The sequence below is a fragment of the Serratia proteamaculans genome (assembly GCF_004684015.1).
Classification (GTDB): domain Bacteria; phylum Pseudomonadota; class Gammaproteobacteria; order Enterobacterales; family Enterobacteriaceae; genus Serratia; species Serratia proteamaculans_F.
In genome coordinates this window covers 488,355-504,676 of sequence record NZ_SRIA01000019.1, presented here as the reverse complement: position 1 = coordinate 504,676, position 16,322 = coordinate 488,355, and the positions used below count along the sequence as shown (strand labels likewise).

The following is a 16,322-nucleotide window of genomic DNA, read 5'->3' as shown; positions in this document are numbered from 1 at the left end:
GCCCGTTTGTTTGCTATCCACTCATTATTGTTGTGTTGTCGGCTGGGTATTGTTGGTCCCTGCGGCATCGACATCACTTTTTAATTCTTCCGCTTTATTCTCTGCGCTGTTTTTAATCGCTTCGGTTTTCGCTTTGGCTTGTTCGGTCAGGTCGTTGGCACCATTAATGGCGTCGTTCTTAATGGCTTTAGCCTGATCGACCAACTGCTGGCTTTGTTTGCTGGCGTCTTCTTTGATGGCATCGGCCTTGGCTTTGGCATCATTGGTGATGGCATCCGCCTGCTTGCCGGCATCGTCTTTAATCGCCGAGGCCTTGTCTTTAAGCTGGTCCGCCTGAGTGGTAGCCTCTTTCTTGATGTCCTTGGCCACAGCTGCGGCTTTGTCGGTCAGATCGTCCGCTTTTTTCTGGGCGGCATCTTTCATCTGCTCTGCGCTGTCTTTGGCTTTTTCAAGATTGGCGTCGACCTTGGATGAGTCATCACAGCCGGCAAGCACTAGCCCAATGAGTGAGGCCAAAAGCACTTTATTCCATACTTTCATCGTCTATATCCTTGTAGAAACCTTGTTTATGGTGATTGCGTTTCGCCTTTCTATACTAGGATAAGTCTTGGATAAAAGACAAATTTCACCCACTCTGTCCGTGAGGCATTTGGCTTCTCATGGCGCTTTTGCTCACTATTGCGGCATAAAATCCTGCCGGTTCAACAGCACCTATTTTCTGTGGTAGACTGACCGCGTTTTCCTGCCAGTTTTGGTTGAGGTGCTTTTCTGAATACGCCGGCACAGCTTTCACTGCCACTTTATCTTCCCGATGATGAAACTTTTGCCAGTTTTTATCCGGGGGAGAACCCATCCCTATTGAGCGCGATCCAGTCTGCCGTTCGTCAGGAACATGGCAGTTATATCTATTTCTGGTCACGCGAAGGCGGTGGGCGCAGCCACCTGTTGCATGCGTCCTGCGCGGAGCTTTCATTGCGTGGCGAGGCCGTAGGCTATGTGCCACTGGATAAGCGAGCCTATTTCGTGCCTGAAGTATTGGATGGCATGGAGCAGCTGGCCCTGGTGTGTATCGATAATATCGAATGCATTGCCGGTGACGAAGAGTGGGAAATGGCCATCTTCAATCTCTACAACCGCATTCTGGAAACCGGCCGTACACGCCTGTTTATTACCGGCGATCGTCCGCCGCGCCAATTAAATCTCCATTTGCCCGATCTGGCTTCACGCCTGGATTGGGGGCAAATCTACAAATTACAGCCGCTGTCGGATGAAGAGAAATTGCTGGCGCTGCAACTACGCGGCAAGCTGCGTGGTTTTGAATTGCCGGAGGACGTGGGGCGTTTCCTGTTGAAGCGGTTGGATCGCGAAATGCGCACGCTGTTTATGACGTTGGATCAACTTGATCATGCCTCCATCACCGCCCAGCGCAAGCTGACCATCCCGTTTGTGAAAGAGATCCTGGGGCTGTAAGCGGTTCATTTCTATCATTTGGGGCACCATAATCAGTGCCCACTATCACGTTTACAGAATCTCCAGCACCTGCTCAGGCGGTCGGCCGATACGTGCCTTGTTGCCGTTAACCACGATAGGGCGTTCGATCAGCTTCGGATTCGCCACCATGGCGGTTAACAACTGGGCTTCGCTCAGGCTTTCATCCGCCAGCTTCAATTCCTTGTACAGATCTTCTTTCTTGCGCATCAGCTCGCGCGCCGAGGTGAAACCCAGCTCCTTCAGCAGTTTTTTCAACTGCTCCACCGACGGTGGCGTCTCCAGGTACAGCACCACTTCAGGCGTTACGCCATGCTGTTCCAGCAGCGCCAGGGTTTCGCGGCTCTTGGAGCAGCGTGGGTTGTGGTAAATAGTGACGTTTTTCATTTAACTCATCCTTTTCAAAATCAGCTGCGCTGGTACTGGCGGAAACGCTCTTGCAACTGGCGCAACTGGTCGATGCGCGCATCATAGCGCGCCTGTTTCAGACTGCCGAGTTTTTGCAACGAACTGGCATTGCTGAGCAAACCGATGGCCTGATCGAGACGGCCGGTTAACGCCAGGCTTTCAGCACGGGCGGAAAGCTCTTCATCGCGCAACCCTTGAGCGGCGCTGGCCTGGGCCAGCAGATCCCAGGCATTGGGATCGTCAGGGTGGGCGAAGGTATAACGGTTAAGAATTTTGGATGCCTGAGCCGGCTGGTTGCCTTCAACATAGGCGTTAGCCAGGTTAAGCTGCAGCACCGGATTGTTGCTTTGGGCAGCATTGGCGGCCTGCAGGCGGGCGATGGCCTGCGGCGCACGTTTCTGGCCAAGGTCGATGTCGGTCATCAGGTCGAGCAGCCAGACGTTTTTTGGATCTTGCGTCAGCAGCGGCTGAATGATGTTACGGGCGTCGTCATATTTTTTCGCCTCATAGAACAGAATGGCACGGCCATACTTGGCGGCGGTCTGTTCACGTATATTGCCTTTGCTGTAGGTATCAAGCAGTTCTTCGCGTAGCCCGTAACCTTCGGAGCTGTACATCCCCAGAGAACGCACTTTGGCCATCAGGTAATCCTGGGTGGACTGCACCAGATGCTTGGGCATCTGATTGGCGCGGTTGCGTGCGTCAGACAAACGGCTGTCAGGTAATGGGTGGGTCAGCAGCATTTCCGGCGGTTTTGACGCGTAGCGCGACTGATCAGACAGTTTCTGCAAGAAATCAGGCATGGCTTCCGGATCAAATCCGGCACGTTGCAATACCTGAATACCGATGCGGTCGGCTTCCTGTTCGTTTGATTGGGTAAAACTGATCATGCCCTGTTGGGTACCGGCCAGGGTGCCGCTTAGCGCCGCCATGCCCATCGTTGGGTTAGCCATCGCCAGCAGGATTGAACCGAGGGCGCCGACCCAGGTCAGCGGGGCATTACGTTGTTGGTCTTCCATCGCCCGCGCCAGGTGGCGCTGGGTCACGTGCGAGATTTCATGCGCCAGCACCGAAGCCAGCTGGCTTTCGTTGTCAGTTTCGCGGAACAGTGCGGAGTGCAGCACCACGTTGCCACCGAAGAAGGCGAAGGCGTTGATTTCGTCGTTACGCACCAGATAGAAATGGAAGGGCGTACGTACCGAATAGGCGCTTGCCACCAGCCGGTTGCCCAACTGGTTAATATATTGAGTCAGCAACGGGTCATTGATCAGCGGTGCGCTGGCGCGAAGCTGACGCACGTAGAAATCCCCCATGGCCATTTCCTGGCCAATGCTTAGGGTGCCGCCCGCAGAGGTGCCCATATCCGGCAGTTGATCCTGAGTTTCCGCCTGCACCGGCGCCATTGCCGTGGCGTTGAGTGTGCCAAGCAACAGTACTGCAATCGCTGTTTTGGTTAACCGGGTGGTCATAGTCAGGCCTTTCCCTTAAAGAGTCATTTCTAAGACGTCAGCATCACTTAAGAGTTCTTGTTCCCTAACGGACTTGCCAAAACAATCAGTGCGAAAGCGTATTGGCTCACAAAATGCACGCGTTGTGGCGCTCTGTTGGTCGTTAACATCATAGTCAGCCGGAAGCGACAATGAAACTTCTGTTCGGCAATAATCAGACAGAAAAGCTTTATTTTTCATTTCTCAATATTGCGATTGGGGTTGCCAGATAAAACAAAGACAAAGTTTGTCCGCGTTTTAAATTGACAGAATAAACGTGGACTCATATAGTCTGTGTTATTGAATTCATAGATACACCTCAAACCCAATATGGCTTACATCACTACCAGCGTTGAATATGGCATCCACTGTCTGCTTTGGTTAGTCGGCGACAATCAGCGCGCGCTCAGCAGCCGTGAACTTGCCGAACTGCAGGGGATCTCACCGAGTTTCCTTGCCAAAATCTTTCCCAAGCTGGAGAAAGCGGGGATTGTCGCCGCGAGCGAAGGCATCCGCGGTGGCTATCGGCTGGCCCGCCCGGCGGATGAGATCACTTTCCTGGAGGTCATTGATGCCATTGAAGGGCACAAGCCGTTGTTCGATTGCCAGGAGGTACGCGGCCGTTGCGCAGTATTTGACGACAGCCCACCAGACTGGGCGGTATCAGGCAAATGCGCGATCCATGCAGTGATGCTGCAGGCCGAAAAGGCCATGCGCGATGCACTGGCGGTACAAACTCTGGGGGCCGTCGCCACGCGTTTCGGGCGCAAGGCGCCAGAGGGATTCTTTGGTGAGGTCAACCTGTGGATGGATGAACGCATGAGCGAGCGTACCACCCGCAGCGGCAAACCGGCCCGCACCAAGTCTAAATAACGTCTCAGCAGTTTCTCTGATTCTTTTTTACCGCCTGTGTGCCACAGGCGGTAGCCCTTCTGCACCCTTTTGACAGGTGGCGGAACGGCGCCACTCGCCTGGAAAATAGTACAGGCATCTGATTAAACCTGTAGGAAGGAGTTATTCCATGACGCAAAAAATAGTGATCGCCGGTTCTGGTTTTGCTGGTTTTTGGGCTGCAGTTTCTGCCATGCGAGCGATAGCGTTGGCCGGTAAGGAAGGGGACATCGAAGTGACGATGGTTTCGCCGACACCGAATGTCACCATTCGCCCAAGGTTGTATGAAGCGCTGCTGGAAAACATGAGTCCGGATATCTCGGCACAGCTTGCCGCGATTGGCGTTGGTCACCTGGCCGGTTTGGTTGAACAGATAGACAGTGAGAAACAGACGCTGATTGTTGCCGGTGCTACAGGGCAAAAGCACCAACTGGATTATGACCGCCTGGTGTTGGCGACCGGTAGCCAGCTGTTTATTCCTCCGGTTGCCGGGTTTGCCGAGCACGGGTTCAATGTGGATACGTTGCAAAGCGCACAACGACTGGATGCCCATTTAAAGGCATTGGCGACACAACCGGAAACCCCGGCGCGCAATACTGTAGTTGTGGTTGGCGGCGGGCTCACCGGGCTGGAAAGCGCGTCCGAAATGCCAACGCGCCTGCGTGCGATTCTGGGCAGTGAAGCGGACATCCGCGTGGTGATTGTCGATACCGCGGCAGAAGTGGGGGCGGGTATGGGTGCCGAACCTGGCGTCGTGATCCGCCAGGCGTTGGAAGAATGTGGTGTTGAATCGCGGGCCGGGATGCGCGTTACGGCGATCGATGCCGACAGTGTTACTTTGTCGAATGGTGAGCGTATTGCCGCCAACACGGTGATATTGGCTGCCGGTGTACGGGCAAATCCATTGGTCGAGCAAATTCCGGGCGAGCGTGATGGCTCCGGACGCATCGTTGGCGACGCCTTCCTGCATGCGCCGGCGGCGGCTGGCGTTTTCGTTACCGGGGATACGGTTAAGGCAGCGAGCGACGAATTGGGCAACCATAACCTGATGACCTGCCAACATGCGATGAGCCTGGGGCGCGTCGCCGGGCATAATGCCGCAGCGGAACTGGTGGGGCTGCCGCTGCACCCTTACAGTCAACCCAAGTACGTGACCTGCCTCGATCTCGGTGCCTGGGGCGCGCTCTACACCGAAGGTTGGGATCGCCAGGTGCTATTCACACGTGCAGAGGGCAAAAAGATCAAACAGGAAATCAACACCCAGTGGATTTACCCACCGGCAGCGGATCGCGATGCGTTGTTTGCCGTCGCCAATCCAGATTTTGTGATTGTGCCTTAAGCCTTAACTCACCAACAACTCACCAACGGGAGCAGAGACGCTCCCGTTGTTATTTCCCCAGCGGTAAAAAGGAGCGCTCCGGCACCACGGTTTTCATCACCAGTGTAGAACTGAGGCGCTGAACGCCGGGCAGGGCGGAGAGCTTTTCGTCGTACAGCTGCTGGAAAGCGGGCAGATCGCGGGAGATCACATGCAGCAGATAATCGGGGTCACCGAACAGTCTTTGTGCCTGCACCACCTGAGGAATATCGACCATCGCATCCTCAAAGGCGGCCACGGCGTGGCGATCGCCTTCTCTCATGGTGACGAAAACCAATGCGGAAAAGTTATACCCCAGGCTGGTGGGCTCAAGCTGGGCGCGATAGCCCCTGATCACCCCTGATTCTTCCAAAGCCCGTACCCGGCGATGGCACGGCGAAACGCTAAGCCCGACACGTTCGGCCAGTTCGGTGACAGAAAGTCGCCCATCCGTTTGTAGTTCAGCAAGTATTTTGCGGTCTATCTTGTCCATTTAGAAAAATTTCCCCGAATTTGGAGTTTTCAGGCAAGTAATTGGCAACACATTTTAACGCCCTAAAGATATTCTTTCCAATCATTAAGTGGCCGGGGCCGATCGCGCTTAACGCGGTTTACAGACCCCTATGATGAGGAAAGTCAGGTGAAAATACGCGTAACAGAGCAACCTCGGCAGCGGAGCAATTTGTCATGACGCTGGCCATTTTTGCCGCCTTCTGGGCCGTCTCTATTTTGTTTGTTATCACGCCGGGCATGGATTGGGCATACGTGATATCGGCGGGCATACGCGGCAGGGTGGTGGTACCGGCAGTCGCCGGACTGTTGATGGGGCACCTGCTGGCCATTGTGATTGTGGCGGCCGGTGTCGGCGTGTTGGTTGCCGGTAACCCACTGATCCTGACGGTGCTCACCGTCGTGGGGGCAGTCTATCTGCTGTGGATCGGTATCAATTTGCTGTTGGATCCTCCGGTTCCCGATGCTGCGGCGAAACAGAGCTCAGATTCATGGATGCGCTGGGCGGGCAAAGGGGTTTGCATCAGTGGTATGAATCCAAAGGTCTTTCTGTTATTTCTGGCCCTGTTGCCACAATTTACCGATCCGCATGCCCTGTGGTCGATTCCGACGCAGATCCTGGCACTCGGTCTGCTGCATCTGGTCAGTTGTGGGCTGGTTTATCTGCTGGTGGGCTATGGTTCGCAGTCGGTATTACAGACGCGCCCACAGGCGGCGCGGGTGGTCAGCCGCATCTCCGGTATTGCTATGACCCTCATCGCCGTTGCCCTGCTGGCTGAGCAGGCGCTCAAATGAGGGCGAATATTTAGAGTGATTCGACAGTGATAGCTGGATGGCAAATGGCCGGCATGGTACAACGATACGCTTGAACCCCGGTTCGCATCGGGGGAGCAATAAGCTAAAAAATATCCCACCACAGGAACCGCAACGCAATGCCTGCCAGTCAAACCTCTAGGAGCACTCTCTGATGCTGGAGATGTTATTACAGTGGTACCGTCGTCGTTTTACCGATCCGCAGGCCATCGCGCTGTTGGTGATCCTGGTTGCCGGCTTCCTCATCCTCTATTTTCTGCATGGCATTCTGACCCCGCTGCTGGTGGCGATAGTGCTGGCGTACCTGCTGGAGTGGCCGACCGCGCGCCTGCAGCGCATTGGTTGTTCGCGTAACTGGGCGGCGAGCATGGTGATGATCATGTTTGCCGGCATCGCGATGCTGCTGGTGTTTGTGGTGGCGCCGACCGCCTGGCAGCAGGGCATCAACCTGATGACCGATCTGCCGGGTATGCTCAATCAGTTCTACAATTATGCCGCGACGCTGCCGAAGCGTTATCCGGCGCTGGTGGACGCCGGCATCATCGATATGATGGCGGAAAACCTGCGTGGACGCCTGTCGGGTATGGGCGAGTCGGTAGTGAAATTCTCACTGGCCTCTCTGGTCGGGCTGCTGACGCTGGCGATTTACCTGATCCTGGTGCCGATGATGATGTTCTTCCTGCTGAAGGACAAAGAACAGATGCTCAACGCGGTGCGCCGCGTGTTGCCGCGTAATCGCGGGCTGGCCGGGCAGGTGTGGATCGAAATGAATCAGCAGATCACCAACTATATTCGCGGCAAGGTGCTGGAGATGGTGATCGTCGGCGTAGCGACCTATCTGGTGTTCGTTGTTCTGGATATGCGTTATTCGCTACTGCTGGCGGTGCTGGTCGGTGTCTCGGTGCTGATCCCCTATATCGGTGCGGTACTGGTGACCATTCCGGTGGTGGTGGTGGCGATGTTCCAATGGGGTATCGGGGCTGACTTCTGGACGCTGATCGTCGCCTATCTGGTGGTGCAGGGGCTGGATGGGAATCTGCTGGTGCCCATTTTGTTCTCTGAGGCGGTTAACCTGCATCCGCTGGTGATTATTTTGTCGGTGATCATTTTCGGCGGATTGTGGGGTTTCTGGGGCGTGTTCTTCGCTATCCCGCTGGCGACCTTGGTGAAGGCGGTGATCCACGCCTGGCCGGACGAACTGCGAGTGGAAACGGAAGCGGAATAAGCGGGAAAAACGAAGCGCAGCAGGATCAGGTCGCTGCGCTTCGGTTTAATTATTGCTGCAGATAGCTCAGAACGATGTCGTGATGATTGGCGGTTTTGAAATCATCAAACACATGTTCAACCTTGCCTTTGCCGTCGAGCAGGAAGCTGATGCGGTGAATACCATCATAGGTTTTGCCCATAAAGGTTTTCTCACCCCAAACGCCGAACTGCTGCGCTACCTGATGATCCTCATCAGATAACAACGTGAAGTTTAACAACTCTTTCTCGGCAAAACGCGACAGCTTCTCTGGTTTATCCGTGCTGATGCCCAGAACTTCGACACCTGCTTTTTTCAGTTCATCCATGTTATCCCGCAAACCGCAGGCCTGTACGGTACAGCCCGGCGTCATCGCCTTGGGATAAAAATAAACCAGTACTCGTTGTCCCTGGAAGTCGGCCAGATTAATTTCCTCACCGTCCTGGTCAGGCAAACTAAAGTTTGGCGCTGTGTCACCGGCTTTCAATGGGGTCATCACTACTCTCCATCTTTCTCATCATGCTGTGGATAGTTCACAACGCTAATACTGCCTTGTGCTTTCAATTCTGTACATAGGCGATGAAAGGCTTGCTCAATATTTGATGCATCGGCATTGCCAGGGCTGTGTGCGGTGATCTGGATATGAAGCTGGGGCGGCAGGTCGCTTTCTGCCGGTTGGGTGCGCGACACCAGCTCGGCAATGTTCATCTGGCTGGAGTGGAACAGATCGGTAAAACGCTCAATGATATGCGGGGAGTCCTTCACCTCAACCTGCACCCACACCGTAGCCGGCATCGGTGGCCTTTCGTGCGAGTTGGTGCGCTTCATCACAATCAGCAGTTCCAGCTCCGCCCCTTTTTGCGGCAGGGTAGATTCAATCAGGGTAATGGCGTTCCAGCTGCCGGAAAGCAGCATGATGAAAGTGAACTCCTCACCCAGCATGGCCAGACGGCTATCTTCGATATTGCATCCGCAACTGCTGACGTGGCGGGTGATGGCATTGACGATCCCGGGGCGGTCGGTACCGAGCGCGGTAATCACGAGATAGTGTTCATCTGGCTTAGGCAAAATGGAGCTTCCTGTCGTGCACAATGGGGTTACCATGGTAAACATAAAAAAAACCGCCTGCCAAGCGCTTACAACACCGTTGTTTGCTTGCTTTTGGATAGGCAGCAAAAGTACCATGAGTGACTTGTTTGTGGAGGGGACGGCCAATGTTTACGGGAAGTATAGTTGCACTGGTTACGCCGATGGACGACACAGGTGCTGTCGATCGCGCGAGCCTAAAAAAATTGATTGATTATCATGTAGCCAGTGGAACTGCGGCCATCGTTTCCGTAGGGACTACCGGCGAGTCCGCAACGCTTGCCCATGACGAGCACGTTGACGTGGTATTGCAGACGCTGGAACTGGCCGCAGGCCGTATTCCGGTGATCGCCGGTACTGGCGCCAACGCCACCGCCGAAGCCATTTCGTTGACTCAGCGCTTCGAAAATAGCGGCGTAGTGGGTTGCCTGACGGTCACGCCTTACTACAATAAACCGACTCAGGAAGGGCTGTATCAGCACTTCAAGGCCATCGCCGAAAGCACCGCACTGCCACAAATCCTCTATAACGTGCCTTCTCGCACCGGGTGTGACATGCTGCCGCCGACGATTGCGCGCTTGGCAAAAATCAAGAATATTGTTGCTGTTAAAGAAGCAACAGGGAACTTAAGTCGTGTAAGTCAGATCCAAGTGCTGGTTGATGATGAAGATTTCATTTTGCTGAGCGGCGATGACGCCAGCGGTCTGGATTTCATGCAACTGGGTGGCAAGGGCGTGATTTCCGTGACGGCCAACGTGGCTGCACGTGAAATGGCGCAACTTTGCGCGCTGGCAGCACAGGGCAACTTTGCTGAAGCACGCCGCTTAAATCAGCGCTTGATGCCGTTGCATCAGGATTTGTTTGTAGAAGCAAACCCAATTCCGGTGAAATGGGCCTGTAAGGCATTGGGATTGATGGCAACCGATACAATGCGTCTGCCTATGACGCCGTTGACCGACGCTGCTCGTCCGATCGTTGAACGCGCGTTGAAAAGCGCCGGTTTGCTGTAACTCTAAGGGAAATTTGATGGTTTATTCATTGCAAAAGTCGACGGTAGCAAAAGTCGTGGGTATTTCACTGGTTATGATGCTGGTGGGCTGTACTACCGATCAACGTTACAAACGCCAGGTTAGCGGTGATGAGTCTTACCTCGACGCGTCGGTGCTCAAGCCACTGAACGCACCAGCAGGTATGATCCTGCCGGTACAAAGCGGTAATTATGATGTCCCGGCCACCACGCTCAAGGGCGGCGTCGGCAAGCAACTGGATATTCGTCCGCCAGTACAGCCACTGGCATTGCTGAGCGGGTCACGTGCGCAATACGCTGGCGACAGCGGTACTTTGCTGTTGGAAAACAGCCCGCAGAACCAGAACCTGTGGTCACGCGTTACCAGCATGCTGCAAACGAAGAACATCGCAATCGCCTCACGTCAGGACGCTACTCAAACTCTGACCACCGACTGGGTGAAGTGGAACCGTCTGGATGAAGACAACCAGTACGAAGGCCGCTACCAGATCAGCGTACAGCAGCAGGGTTACCAGCAGGCGCTGGTGGTGAAAACCGTCGGTCTGCAGCAGCAGGGTAAAACCGAGCAGGTGACCGATCCATCCGAAGTGCAGCGCTACAACGGCATGATGATGAACACCCTCGTCGAAGGCCTGGACAAGCAGGACACCCTGGCGAGCAATCAGTCTGCCAACCGTTTCGGTGCGCTTGACGTGCAGAGCGGCGCGGATGATACCGGTCTGCCAATGTTGGTAGTGCGTGGTCCTTACACCGTGGTGTGGGATCGCCTGCCAGCGGCATTGGAAAAACTTGGGATGAAAGTGGGTGACCGCAGCCGTCCGCAGGGCACCGTTGCCGTGACCTACAAATCCCTGAGCAGCAGTGACTGGGATGCGTTGGGCGTCAAGGATCCTGAGCTGAAAGAAGGCGATTACAAACTGCAGGTGGGTGATTTGAACAACCGTACCAGCCTGCAATTTATCGATCCTAAAGGGAAGCCATTAACCCAGTCGCAAAACGACGGCCTGGTTGCGGCATTCCAGTCAGCATTCAGTAAAACCAGCGTTAAATAACTGAAAAGGGGCTACGGCCCCTTTTTCTTTTGTTAATACGGTATCGTTTGCGTCGCGGGTTTGGCACAATAGACCCATCATCCTTGCAGCGTTTTTAAATAATTCTTTTATTGGAGTAAGTCAGATGCAAAAGCTAGCTGAGCTGTATCGCGGAAAGGCAAAAACCGTCTACACCACTGAAAATCCTGATCTGTTGGTGTTGGAATTCCGCAACGATACGTCAGCACTGGATGGTCAGCGCATTGAGCAGTTTGATCGCAAAGGCATGGTGAACAACAAGTTCAACCATTTCATCATGAGCAAACTGGAAGAAGCCGGCATCCCGACGCAAATGGAACGCCTGCTGTCAGACAACGAAGTGCTGGTGAAGAAGTTGGACATGGTGCCGGTAGAGTGTGTGATCCGCAACCGTGCCGCCGGTTCACTGGTGAAGCGTCTGGGCATTGAAGAAGGCCTGGTACTGAACCCACCGCTGTTTGACCTGTTCCTGAAAAACGATGAAATGCACGATCCCATGGTCAACGAATCCTACTGCGAAACCTTTGGTTGGGTGAACAAAGAGCACCTGGCACGCATGCGTGAGCTGAGCTACCAGGCGAACGACGTGTTGAGCAAGCTGTTTGACGACGCAGGCCTGATCCTGGTCGACTTCAAGCTGGAGTTTGGCCTGTTCAACGGCGAAGTGGTGCTGGGCGATGAGTTCTCGCCGGATGGTAGCCGCCTGTGGGACAAAAACACCCTGGACAAGATGGACAAAGACCGTTTCCGCCAGAGTCTGGGTGGCCTGATCGAAGCCTACGAAGAAGTGGCTCGCCGCATCGGCGTCAAACTCGACTAAGCGTTTTCCTGCTATACGGGGTCTCTCCGGCCCCGTCATTATCCTTACTTTCCCCGCCGTCTATTCTCGTTTGCCTGCATTTCCAGAAAAATTCTACATTTCCTTTGCCGCTGAGCATTTATAATGATCTACGTAACATGACAAAAACCTAATCTGGAGTTTACTTATGCGTTGGCAAGGGCGTCGGGAAAGTGACAATGTTGAGGATCGTCGCGGGCAGTCTTCAGGTCTGGGTGGCGGTGGCGGCGGTTTCCGCGTGCCTCGCGGCAAAGGCGGTATCGTTATTCTGGTGGTAGTGTTGGTGGCCGGTTATTACGGCGTCGATCTTTCACCACTGTTGAACGGCGGGGACGTTAGCCCGCAAACTCAGCAACAGAGCGCCAGCATCAGTCCAAAAGACGATGAGCTGGCCAAATTTACCTCGGTGGTGCTGGCCTCCACCGAAGATAACTGGAAAGAAGTTTTCCAGCGCATGGGGAAAACCTATCAACCACCCAAGTTGGTGATGTATCGCGGCGTAACGCGTACCAGCTGCGGTACCGGTCAGGCGGCGATGGGGCCATTCTATTGCCCGGGCGACAAAACGGTGTATATCGACCTGTCGTTCTATCAGGATATGAAAACCAAACTGGGTGCCGGCGGCGACTTTGCCCAGGCCTATGTGGTGGCGCACGAGGTCGGCCACCATGTGCAGAACCTGTTGGGCATTGAGTCCAAAGTGCGTCAAATGCAGCAGGGTGCCAGCCAGGCAGAAGTGAATCGTCTGTCGGTGAAAATGGAACTGCAGGCGGACTGCTTTGCCGGCGTGTGGGGCAAATATGCCGAGAAGCAGCAAATGCTGGAAGAGGGCGACCTGCAGGCGGCATTGAACGCTGCGCAGGCGATCGGCGACGACCGTTTGCAGCAACAAGGGCAGGGGCGCGTGGTACCGGACAGCTTCACCCACGGGACCTCACAGCAGCGTTACACCTGGTTTAAACAGGGCTTTGACAGCGGTGACCCTAACACCTGCAATACCTTCGCATCCCGTTAACATAATGCCGGAGCCTGACTCCGGCATTTTTTCAGCTCTGGGTCTGGATACTGATGTTACAGGCAATGCAACAACTTATGCAGCAGCAGGGCATCAGACGCCTGCTGGTGCTCAGTGGCGAGCCGCAATGGTGTCGTCAGCAAGCACACCGGCTAGTGACCACCCAGCCGGGCGACTGGCCTTGGGTGGGGGAAAATCCGCCCAGCGGCATGCAAGCGCTGGCCAGTGGTGCGGTACGGACATTGCTGGGGCAGGAGCGATTACATGCGGTGTATGACGCGACCGATGGTTTGGATGTTGAAGCGCTGGCCGCGCTGGCCGGTACGCTGCGAGCCGGCAGTTGGTTGTTGCTGTTAACGCCACCCTGGCAGTCCTGGCACCAACAGCCGGATAGCGACAGCCTGCGCTGGAGCGATTGCCCCCAGCCGATCACTACCCCGAATTTCATTCACCATCTGCAGCAACACCTGGCGGCGGACAGCGAAGTCACTGTCTGGCGACAGGATGAGCCGCTAACGTTGGCACCCTTGCCAGTCCGCCCGCAGTGGCAAGCGCCCAATGGCCAACCGACTTGCGAGCAGCAAGCGTTACTGGCGCAATTACTCGGCGCCGAGCCAGGCGTTTGGGTGCTGACTGCCGCCCGTGGGCGCGGCAAGTCAACGCTGGCGGGGATGCTGGTGGCGAATACGCCGCTCACCTGCTGGCTCACCGGGCCAAGCCGAGCGGCTACCGAGGTTGCTGATGAATGGGCGCAGGGCCGCGCGCAATTCTGGGCACCGGATGCACTGCTGGCCCATTGCCGCGAACACGATGTCAGCGATGTGGGTTGGCTGTTGGTGGACGAGGCGGCGGCGATCCCCGGCCCGTTATTGCAGCAATTGGTTAACCATTTCCCCCGCATTCTGCTGACCACCACGGTACAGGGCTATGAAGGCACCGGCCGGGGTTTCTTGCTTAAGTTTTGCGCCGGGTTGCCTGAGTTTCAGCCTCTGGCGTTACAGCAGCCCATGCGTTGGGCGCCGGGTGATGCGCTGGAGCGTGTCATCGATAATGCGCTGCTGTTCAACGAACTCCCGCTGTGGCAGGCGACGGATCAGCCCGTCAGTATCTCTGGGGCTGAACAAAAGGCGCTGTGTGCCGATCCTCAGCGGTTAGTGCGTTTTTATGCCCTGTTGAGCAGTGCCCATTACCGGACTTCGCCGCTTGATTTACGGCGGTTGATGGACGCTCCCGGCATGCATTTTGGCCTGGCACAGGTTGAAGATGAGGTCGTTGGCGCGTTGTGGCTGGTGGAAGAAGGCGGGCTGAGTGCCGAACTGGCGCACGAAGTCTGGGCCGGCAGGCGGCGACCGCGTGGCAACCTGGTGGCCCAATCGCTGGCGGCGCACGGTGGCCAGTGGTGGGCACCAACGCTGCGTTCAAGACGCATTACCCGCATTGCGGTATTACCCGCCTTGCGTCAGCAGGGCATCGCCCGCAGGCTGATCGAGCAGCAGCGTCAGCAGGCACAAGGGTTGGATTATCTTTCGGTCAGCTTTGGTTACACCGAGCCGCTGTGGCGCTTTTGGCAGTCCTGTGGTTTTGAGCTGGCGCGCATCGGCAGCAAGCCAGAGGCCAGCAGCGGTTGCTACAGCGTCATGGCCATCCTGCCATTGAGCGAGCAGGGTGAGGCGCTGCGGCATGCGGCGCATAAGCACCTGGCGCGTGATTGGCGCTGGCTGCAGCCACGCATCGATCTGCAACTGGAAATCATCGGTGACGACGGCGACACCCGGCTGGGCGAGGACGACTGGCGTGAACTGGCCGGGTTTGCCTTCGCCCACCGGCCGTTGGAGGCCAGTCTGGGGGCGCTGCAACGTTTACTGTTAGCCAGCCCTATGCCGCTGCCCGCACTGCGGCTGCATCTGCAACAGCAAACGACGGCGGCAGGTTGCGTGGAGCTACTTGGCTTCAGCGGCCAGAAGGCCCTGTTGCGTCGCTGGCGGCAAGAGACGGGAATGGCGCTTGAACAGCTCGATGCGCAGCATTGCCTGCGCTGGCACGACTGGTCGCAGTCATTGCAATAAATTGAAGATGTTGCTCAATAAAACCCGATTTTCCTGAATTCTCAGCGGCGTATAGTAGCTGACAGGAACCGGGGCATCTGGCGCCGGGCAGAATTTGATCAACACGAGGAGTCACCGATGAAACATGAGCATTTTGTTGTACAGAGCCCGGCAACCCCGGCTGCGCAGCTGATCCTGCTGTTTCACGGTGTTGGCGATACCCCGGTGGCGATGGGCGAGATTGGCAGCTATTTCGCCAAAGACTTTCCGCAGGCACTGGTGGTCAGTATTGGTGGCCCTTTTGCCTTCGGTAACGGTGGTGGTCGCCAGTGGTTTTCAGTGCAGGGCGTGACCGAAGAAAACCGTGCCGAGCGTATTGCTGAAGTGATGCCGAAGTTTATCGAAACCGTGCGTTACTGGCAGCAACAAAGCGGCGTGAAAGATGCCGGTACCGCGCTGGTCGGTTTTTCTCAGGGCTCAATCATGGCGCTGGAAGCCCTGAAGGTAGAACCCAGGCTGGCCGGCCGCATCGTGGCTTTCAGCGGGCGTTTTGCCGGATTGCCTGATAAAGCGTTCGGTGACAGCGTGGTGCATTTGATCCACGGCGAACAGGATGCGGTGATCGGGGTGCAACATGCCAGAGCGGCGGCAGAGCGGCTGCAGGCTATCGGCGTCGATTTCACGCTGGACGTGGAAGAAGACGTGGGGCATGCCATTAATCAAGGCATGATGAATGATGCCCTCGAACGGCTGCATTACTACGTCCCGCAACGCTACTGGGACGAAGCGATGTTTGGCAAGCGCGGCGATTTGGTCGCCTTTAAATAAACTTCAGGGCGCATTAAGCGCCCTGAAATCATTTTTTCTTCGGCCAGTCGTCGTCGGCGTCCCACTCGGCGTTGTTATCACGGTGCGGTGGCAGCTCCGGCTTATCGGCCAGATAGCGTTTGACGTCAACACGGCGCAGCTCTTTGATCCCGCTGATGATCATCCCGACCAGAATCAGCAGGATAATCCACCAATAATCTGCTAACCATTCCATAT

At 55.7% G+C, this 16,322-nt stretch carries 18 protein-coding genes; 11 read left to right on the top strand and 7 right to left on the bottom strand.

Annotated features, from left to right (window positions below; translation table 11 throughout):
* Positions 1-24 precede the first annotated feature (24 nt).
* Entirely contained in the window at positions 25-540 is a 516-nt protein-coding gene (locus E5C26_RS18055) for an E3 ubiquitin--protein ligase (protein ID WP_135317530.1), read from the bottom strand.
* Between the two features lie 228 nt (positions 541-768).
* On the opposite strand from E5C26_RS18055, the gene hda reads away from it, so the two are divergent.
* Complete coding sequence (gene hda, locus E5C26_RS18050) at positions 769-1,470, top strand: DnaA inactivator Hda (protein ID WP_026142482.1); 702 nt, start codon at positions 769-771, stop codon at positions 1,468-1,470.
* Between the two features lie 51 nt (positions 1,471-1,521).
* Here hda and arsC read toward each other — a convergent pair whose 3' ends face one another.
* On the bottom strand, positions 1,522-1,875 hold the full coding sequence (gene arsC / locus E5C26_RS18045) for an arsenate reductase (glutaredoxin) (protein ID WP_135317529.1): 354 nt from the start codon (positions 1,873-1,875) through the stop codon (positions 1,522-1,524).
* A gap of 20 nt (positions 1,876-1,895) precedes the next feature.
* Positions 1,896-3,365, bottom strand: coding sequence for a beta-barrel assembly-enhancing protease (locus E5C26_RS18040; RefSeq protein ID WP_099062589.1), 1,470 nt, complete (start codon positions 3,363-3,365; stop codon positions 1,896-1,898).
* Positions 3,366-3,713: 348 nt separating this feature from the next.
* Here E5C26_RS18040 and E5C26_RS18035 point away from each other — a divergent pair, with 348 nt between their 5' ends.
* Positions 3,714-4,256, top strand: a complete 543-nt coding sequence (locus E5C26_RS18035) for an RrF2 family transcriptional regulator (RefSeq protein WP_135317528.1) — start codon at positions 3,714-3,716, stop codon at positions 4,254-4,256.
* Between the two features lie 148 nt (positions 4,257-4,404).
* Positions 4,405-5,613, top strand: a complete 1,209-nt coding sequence (locus E5C26_RS18030; RefSeq protein WP_135317527.1) for an NAD(P)/FAD-dependent oxidoreductase — start codon at positions 4,405-4,407, stop codon at positions 5,611-5,613.
* A 49-nt stretch (positions 5,614-5,662) separates the two neighbouring features.
* Here the strand turns inward: E5C26_RS18030 and E5C26_RS18025 are convergent, their stop codons facing one another.
* Positions 5,663-6,124: an Lrp/AsnC family transcriptional regulator gene (locus tag E5C26_RS18025; protein WP_135317526.1), complete on the bottom strand. Its 462-nt coding sequence runs from the start codon at positions 6,122-6,124 to the stop codon at positions 5,663-5,665.
* 194 nt (positions 6,125-6,318) lie between these two features.
* Here E5C26_RS18025 and E5C26_RS18020 point away from each other — a divergent pair, with 194 nt between their 5' ends.
* A complete protein-coding gene (locus tag E5C26_RS18020; RefSeq protein WP_135317525.1) occupies positions 6,319-6,936 on the top strand; it encodes a LysE family translocator in 618 nt (205 codons plus the stop codon).
* A 172-nt stretch (positions 6,937-7,108) separates the two neighbouring features.
* On the top strand, positions 7,109-8,179 hold the full coding sequence (locus E5C26_RS18015; protein ID WP_135317524.1) for an AI-2E family transporter: 1,071 nt from the start codon (positions 7,109-7,111) through the stop codon (positions 8,177-8,179).
* A gap of 49 nt (positions 8,180-8,228) precedes the next feature.
* Here E5C26_RS18015 and bcp read toward each other — a convergent pair whose 3' ends face one another.
* Together bcp and E5C26_RS18005 are read right to left on the bottom strand one after the other, a co-directional pair.
* Positions 8,229-8,693, bottom strand: coding sequence for a thioredoxin-dependent thiol peroxidase (gene bcp / locus E5C26_RS18010; protein WP_135317523.1), 465 nt, complete (start codon positions 8,691-8,693; stop codon positions 8,229-8,231).
* A gap of 2 nt (positions 8,694-8,695) precedes the next feature.
* Entirely contained in the window at positions 8,696-9,301 is a 606-nt protein-coding gene (locus E5C26_RS18005; RefSeq protein WP_206194290.1) for a glycine cleavage system transcriptional repressor, read from the bottom strand.
* Between the two features lie 110 nt (positions 9,302-9,411).
* Between E5C26_RS18005 and dapA the strand changes: the two genes are divergently transcribed.
* The 6 genes from dapA to ypfH all read left to right on the top strand — a co-directional run bounded on the left by dapA (position 9,412) and on the right by ypfH (position 16,106).
* The gene (dapA, locus tag E5C26_RS18000) at positions 9,412-10,293 is read left to right on the top strand and encodes a 4-hydroxy-tetrahydrodipicolinate synthase (RefSeq protein WP_135317522.1); all 882 of its coding nucleotides are present in this window, start codon (positions 9,412-9,414) and stop codon (positions 10,291-10,293) included.
* 16 nt (positions 10,294-10,309) lie between these two features.
* A complete protein-coding gene (gene bamC, locus E5C26_RS17995; RefSeq protein WP_135317521.1) occupies positions 10,310-11,362 on the top strand; it encodes an outer membrane protein assembly factor BamC in 1,053 nt (350 codons plus the stop codon).
* 124 nt (positions 11,363-11,486) lie between these two features.
* Complete coding sequence (gene purC / locus E5C26_RS17990) at positions 11,487-12,200, top strand: phosphoribosylaminoimidazolesuccinocarboxamide synthase (RefSeq protein ID WP_135317520.1); 714 nt, start codon at positions 11,487-11,489, stop codon at positions 12,198-12,200.
* A gap of 166 nt (positions 12,201-12,366) precedes the next feature.
* Positions 12,367-13,233 (top strand): KPN_02809 family neutral zinc metallopeptidase, encoded by an 867-nt coding sequence (gene ypfJ, locus E5C26_RS17985; RefSeq protein ID WP_135317519.1) that lies wholly within the window; start codon positions 12,367-12,369, stop codon positions 13,231-13,233.
* Positions 13,234-13,286: 53 nt separating this feature from the next.
* The gene (locus E5C26_RS17980) at positions 13,287-15,299 is read left to right on the top strand and encodes a tRNA(Met) cytidine acetyltransferase TmcA (RefSeq protein WP_135317518.1); all 2,013 of its coding nucleotides are present in this window, start codon (positions 13,287-13,289) and stop codon (positions 15,297-15,299) included.
* A gap of 117 nt (positions 15,300-15,416) precedes the next feature.
* Complete coding sequence (gene ypfH / locus E5C26_RS17975; protein ID WP_135317517.1) at positions 15,417-16,106, top strand: esterase; 690 nt, start codon at positions 15,417-15,419, stop codon at positions 16,104-16,106.
* Positions 16,107-16,134: 28 nt separating this feature from the next.
* On the opposite strand, the gene E5C26_RS17970 is transcribed toward ypfH, so the two are convergent.
* Positions 16,135-16,320: a YpfN family protein gene (locus E5C26_RS17970; protein WP_135317516.1), complete on the bottom strand. Its 186-nt coding sequence runs from the start codon at positions 16,318-16,320 to the stop codon at positions 16,135-16,137.
* Positions 16,321-16,322: the final 2 nt, after the last annotated feature.

Bases quoted from the DNA above. Each gene is read 5' to 3' on its own strand.
- E5C26_RS18055 (WP_135317530.1), bottom strand. From the start codon at position 540: ATGAAAGTATGGAATAAAGTGCTTTTGGCCTCACTCATTGGGCTAGTG.
- arsC (WP_135317529.1), bottom strand. From the start codon at position 1,875: ATGAAAAACGTCACTATTTACCACAACCCACGCTGCTCCAAGAGCCGC.
- E5C26_RS18040 (WP_099062589.1), bottom strand. From the start codon at position 3,365: ATGACCACCCGGTTAACCAAAACAGCGATTGCAGTACTGTTGCTTGGC.
- E5C26_RS18035 (WP_135317528.1), top strand. From the start codon at position 3,714: ATGGCTTACATCACTACCAGCGTTGAATATGGCATCCACTGTCTGCTT.
- E5C26_RS18030 (WP_135317527.1), top strand. From the start codon at position 4,405: ATGACGCAAAAAATAGTGATCGCCGGTTCTGGTTTTGCTGGTTTTTGG.
- E5C26_RS18025 (WP_135317526.1), bottom strand. From the start codon at position 6,124: ATGGACAAGATAGACCGCAAAATACTTGCTGAACTACAAACGGATGGG.
- E5C26_RS18020 (WP_135317525.1), top strand. From the start codon at position 6,319: ATGACGCTGGCCATTTTTGCCGCCTTCTGGGCCGTCTCTATTTTGTTT.
- E5C26_RS18015 (WP_135317524.1), top strand. From the start codon at position 7,109: ATGCTGGAGATGTTATTACAGTGGTACCGTCGTCGTTTTACCGATCCG.
- bcp (WP_135317523.1), bottom strand. From the start codon at position 8,693: ATGACCCCATTGAAAGCCGGTGACACAGCGCCAAACTTTAGTTTGCCT.
- E5C26_RS18005 (WP_206194290.1), bottom strand. From the start codon at position 9,301: ATGGTAACCCCATTGTGCACGACAGGAAGCTCCATTTTGCCTAAGCCA.
- dapA (WP_135317522.1), top strand. From the start codon at position 9,412: ATGTTTACGGGAAGTATAGTTGCACTGGTTACGCCGATGGACGACACA.
- bamC (WP_135317521.1), top strand. From the start codon at position 10,310: ATGGTTTATTCATTGCAAAAGTCGACGGTAGCAAAAGTCGTGGGTATT.
- purC (WP_135317520.1), top strand. From the start codon at position 11,487: ATGCAAAAGCTAGCTGAGCTGTATCGCGGAAAGGCAAAAACCGTCTAC.
- ypfJ (WP_135317519.1), top strand. From the start codon at position 12,367: ATGCGTTGGCAAGGGCGTCGGGAAAGTGACAATGTTGAGGATCGTCGC.
- E5C26_RS17980 (WP_135317518.1), top strand. From the start codon at position 13,287: ATGTTACAGGCAATGCAACAACTTATGCAGCAGCAGGGCATCAGACGC.
- ypfH (WP_135317517.1), top strand. From the start codon at position 15,417: ATGAAACATGAGCATTTTGTTGTACAGAGCCCGGCAACCCCGGCTGCG.
- E5C26_RS17970 (WP_135317516.1), bottom strand. From the start codon at position 16,320: ATGGAATGGTTAGCAGATTATTGGTGGATTATCCTGCTGATTCTGGTC.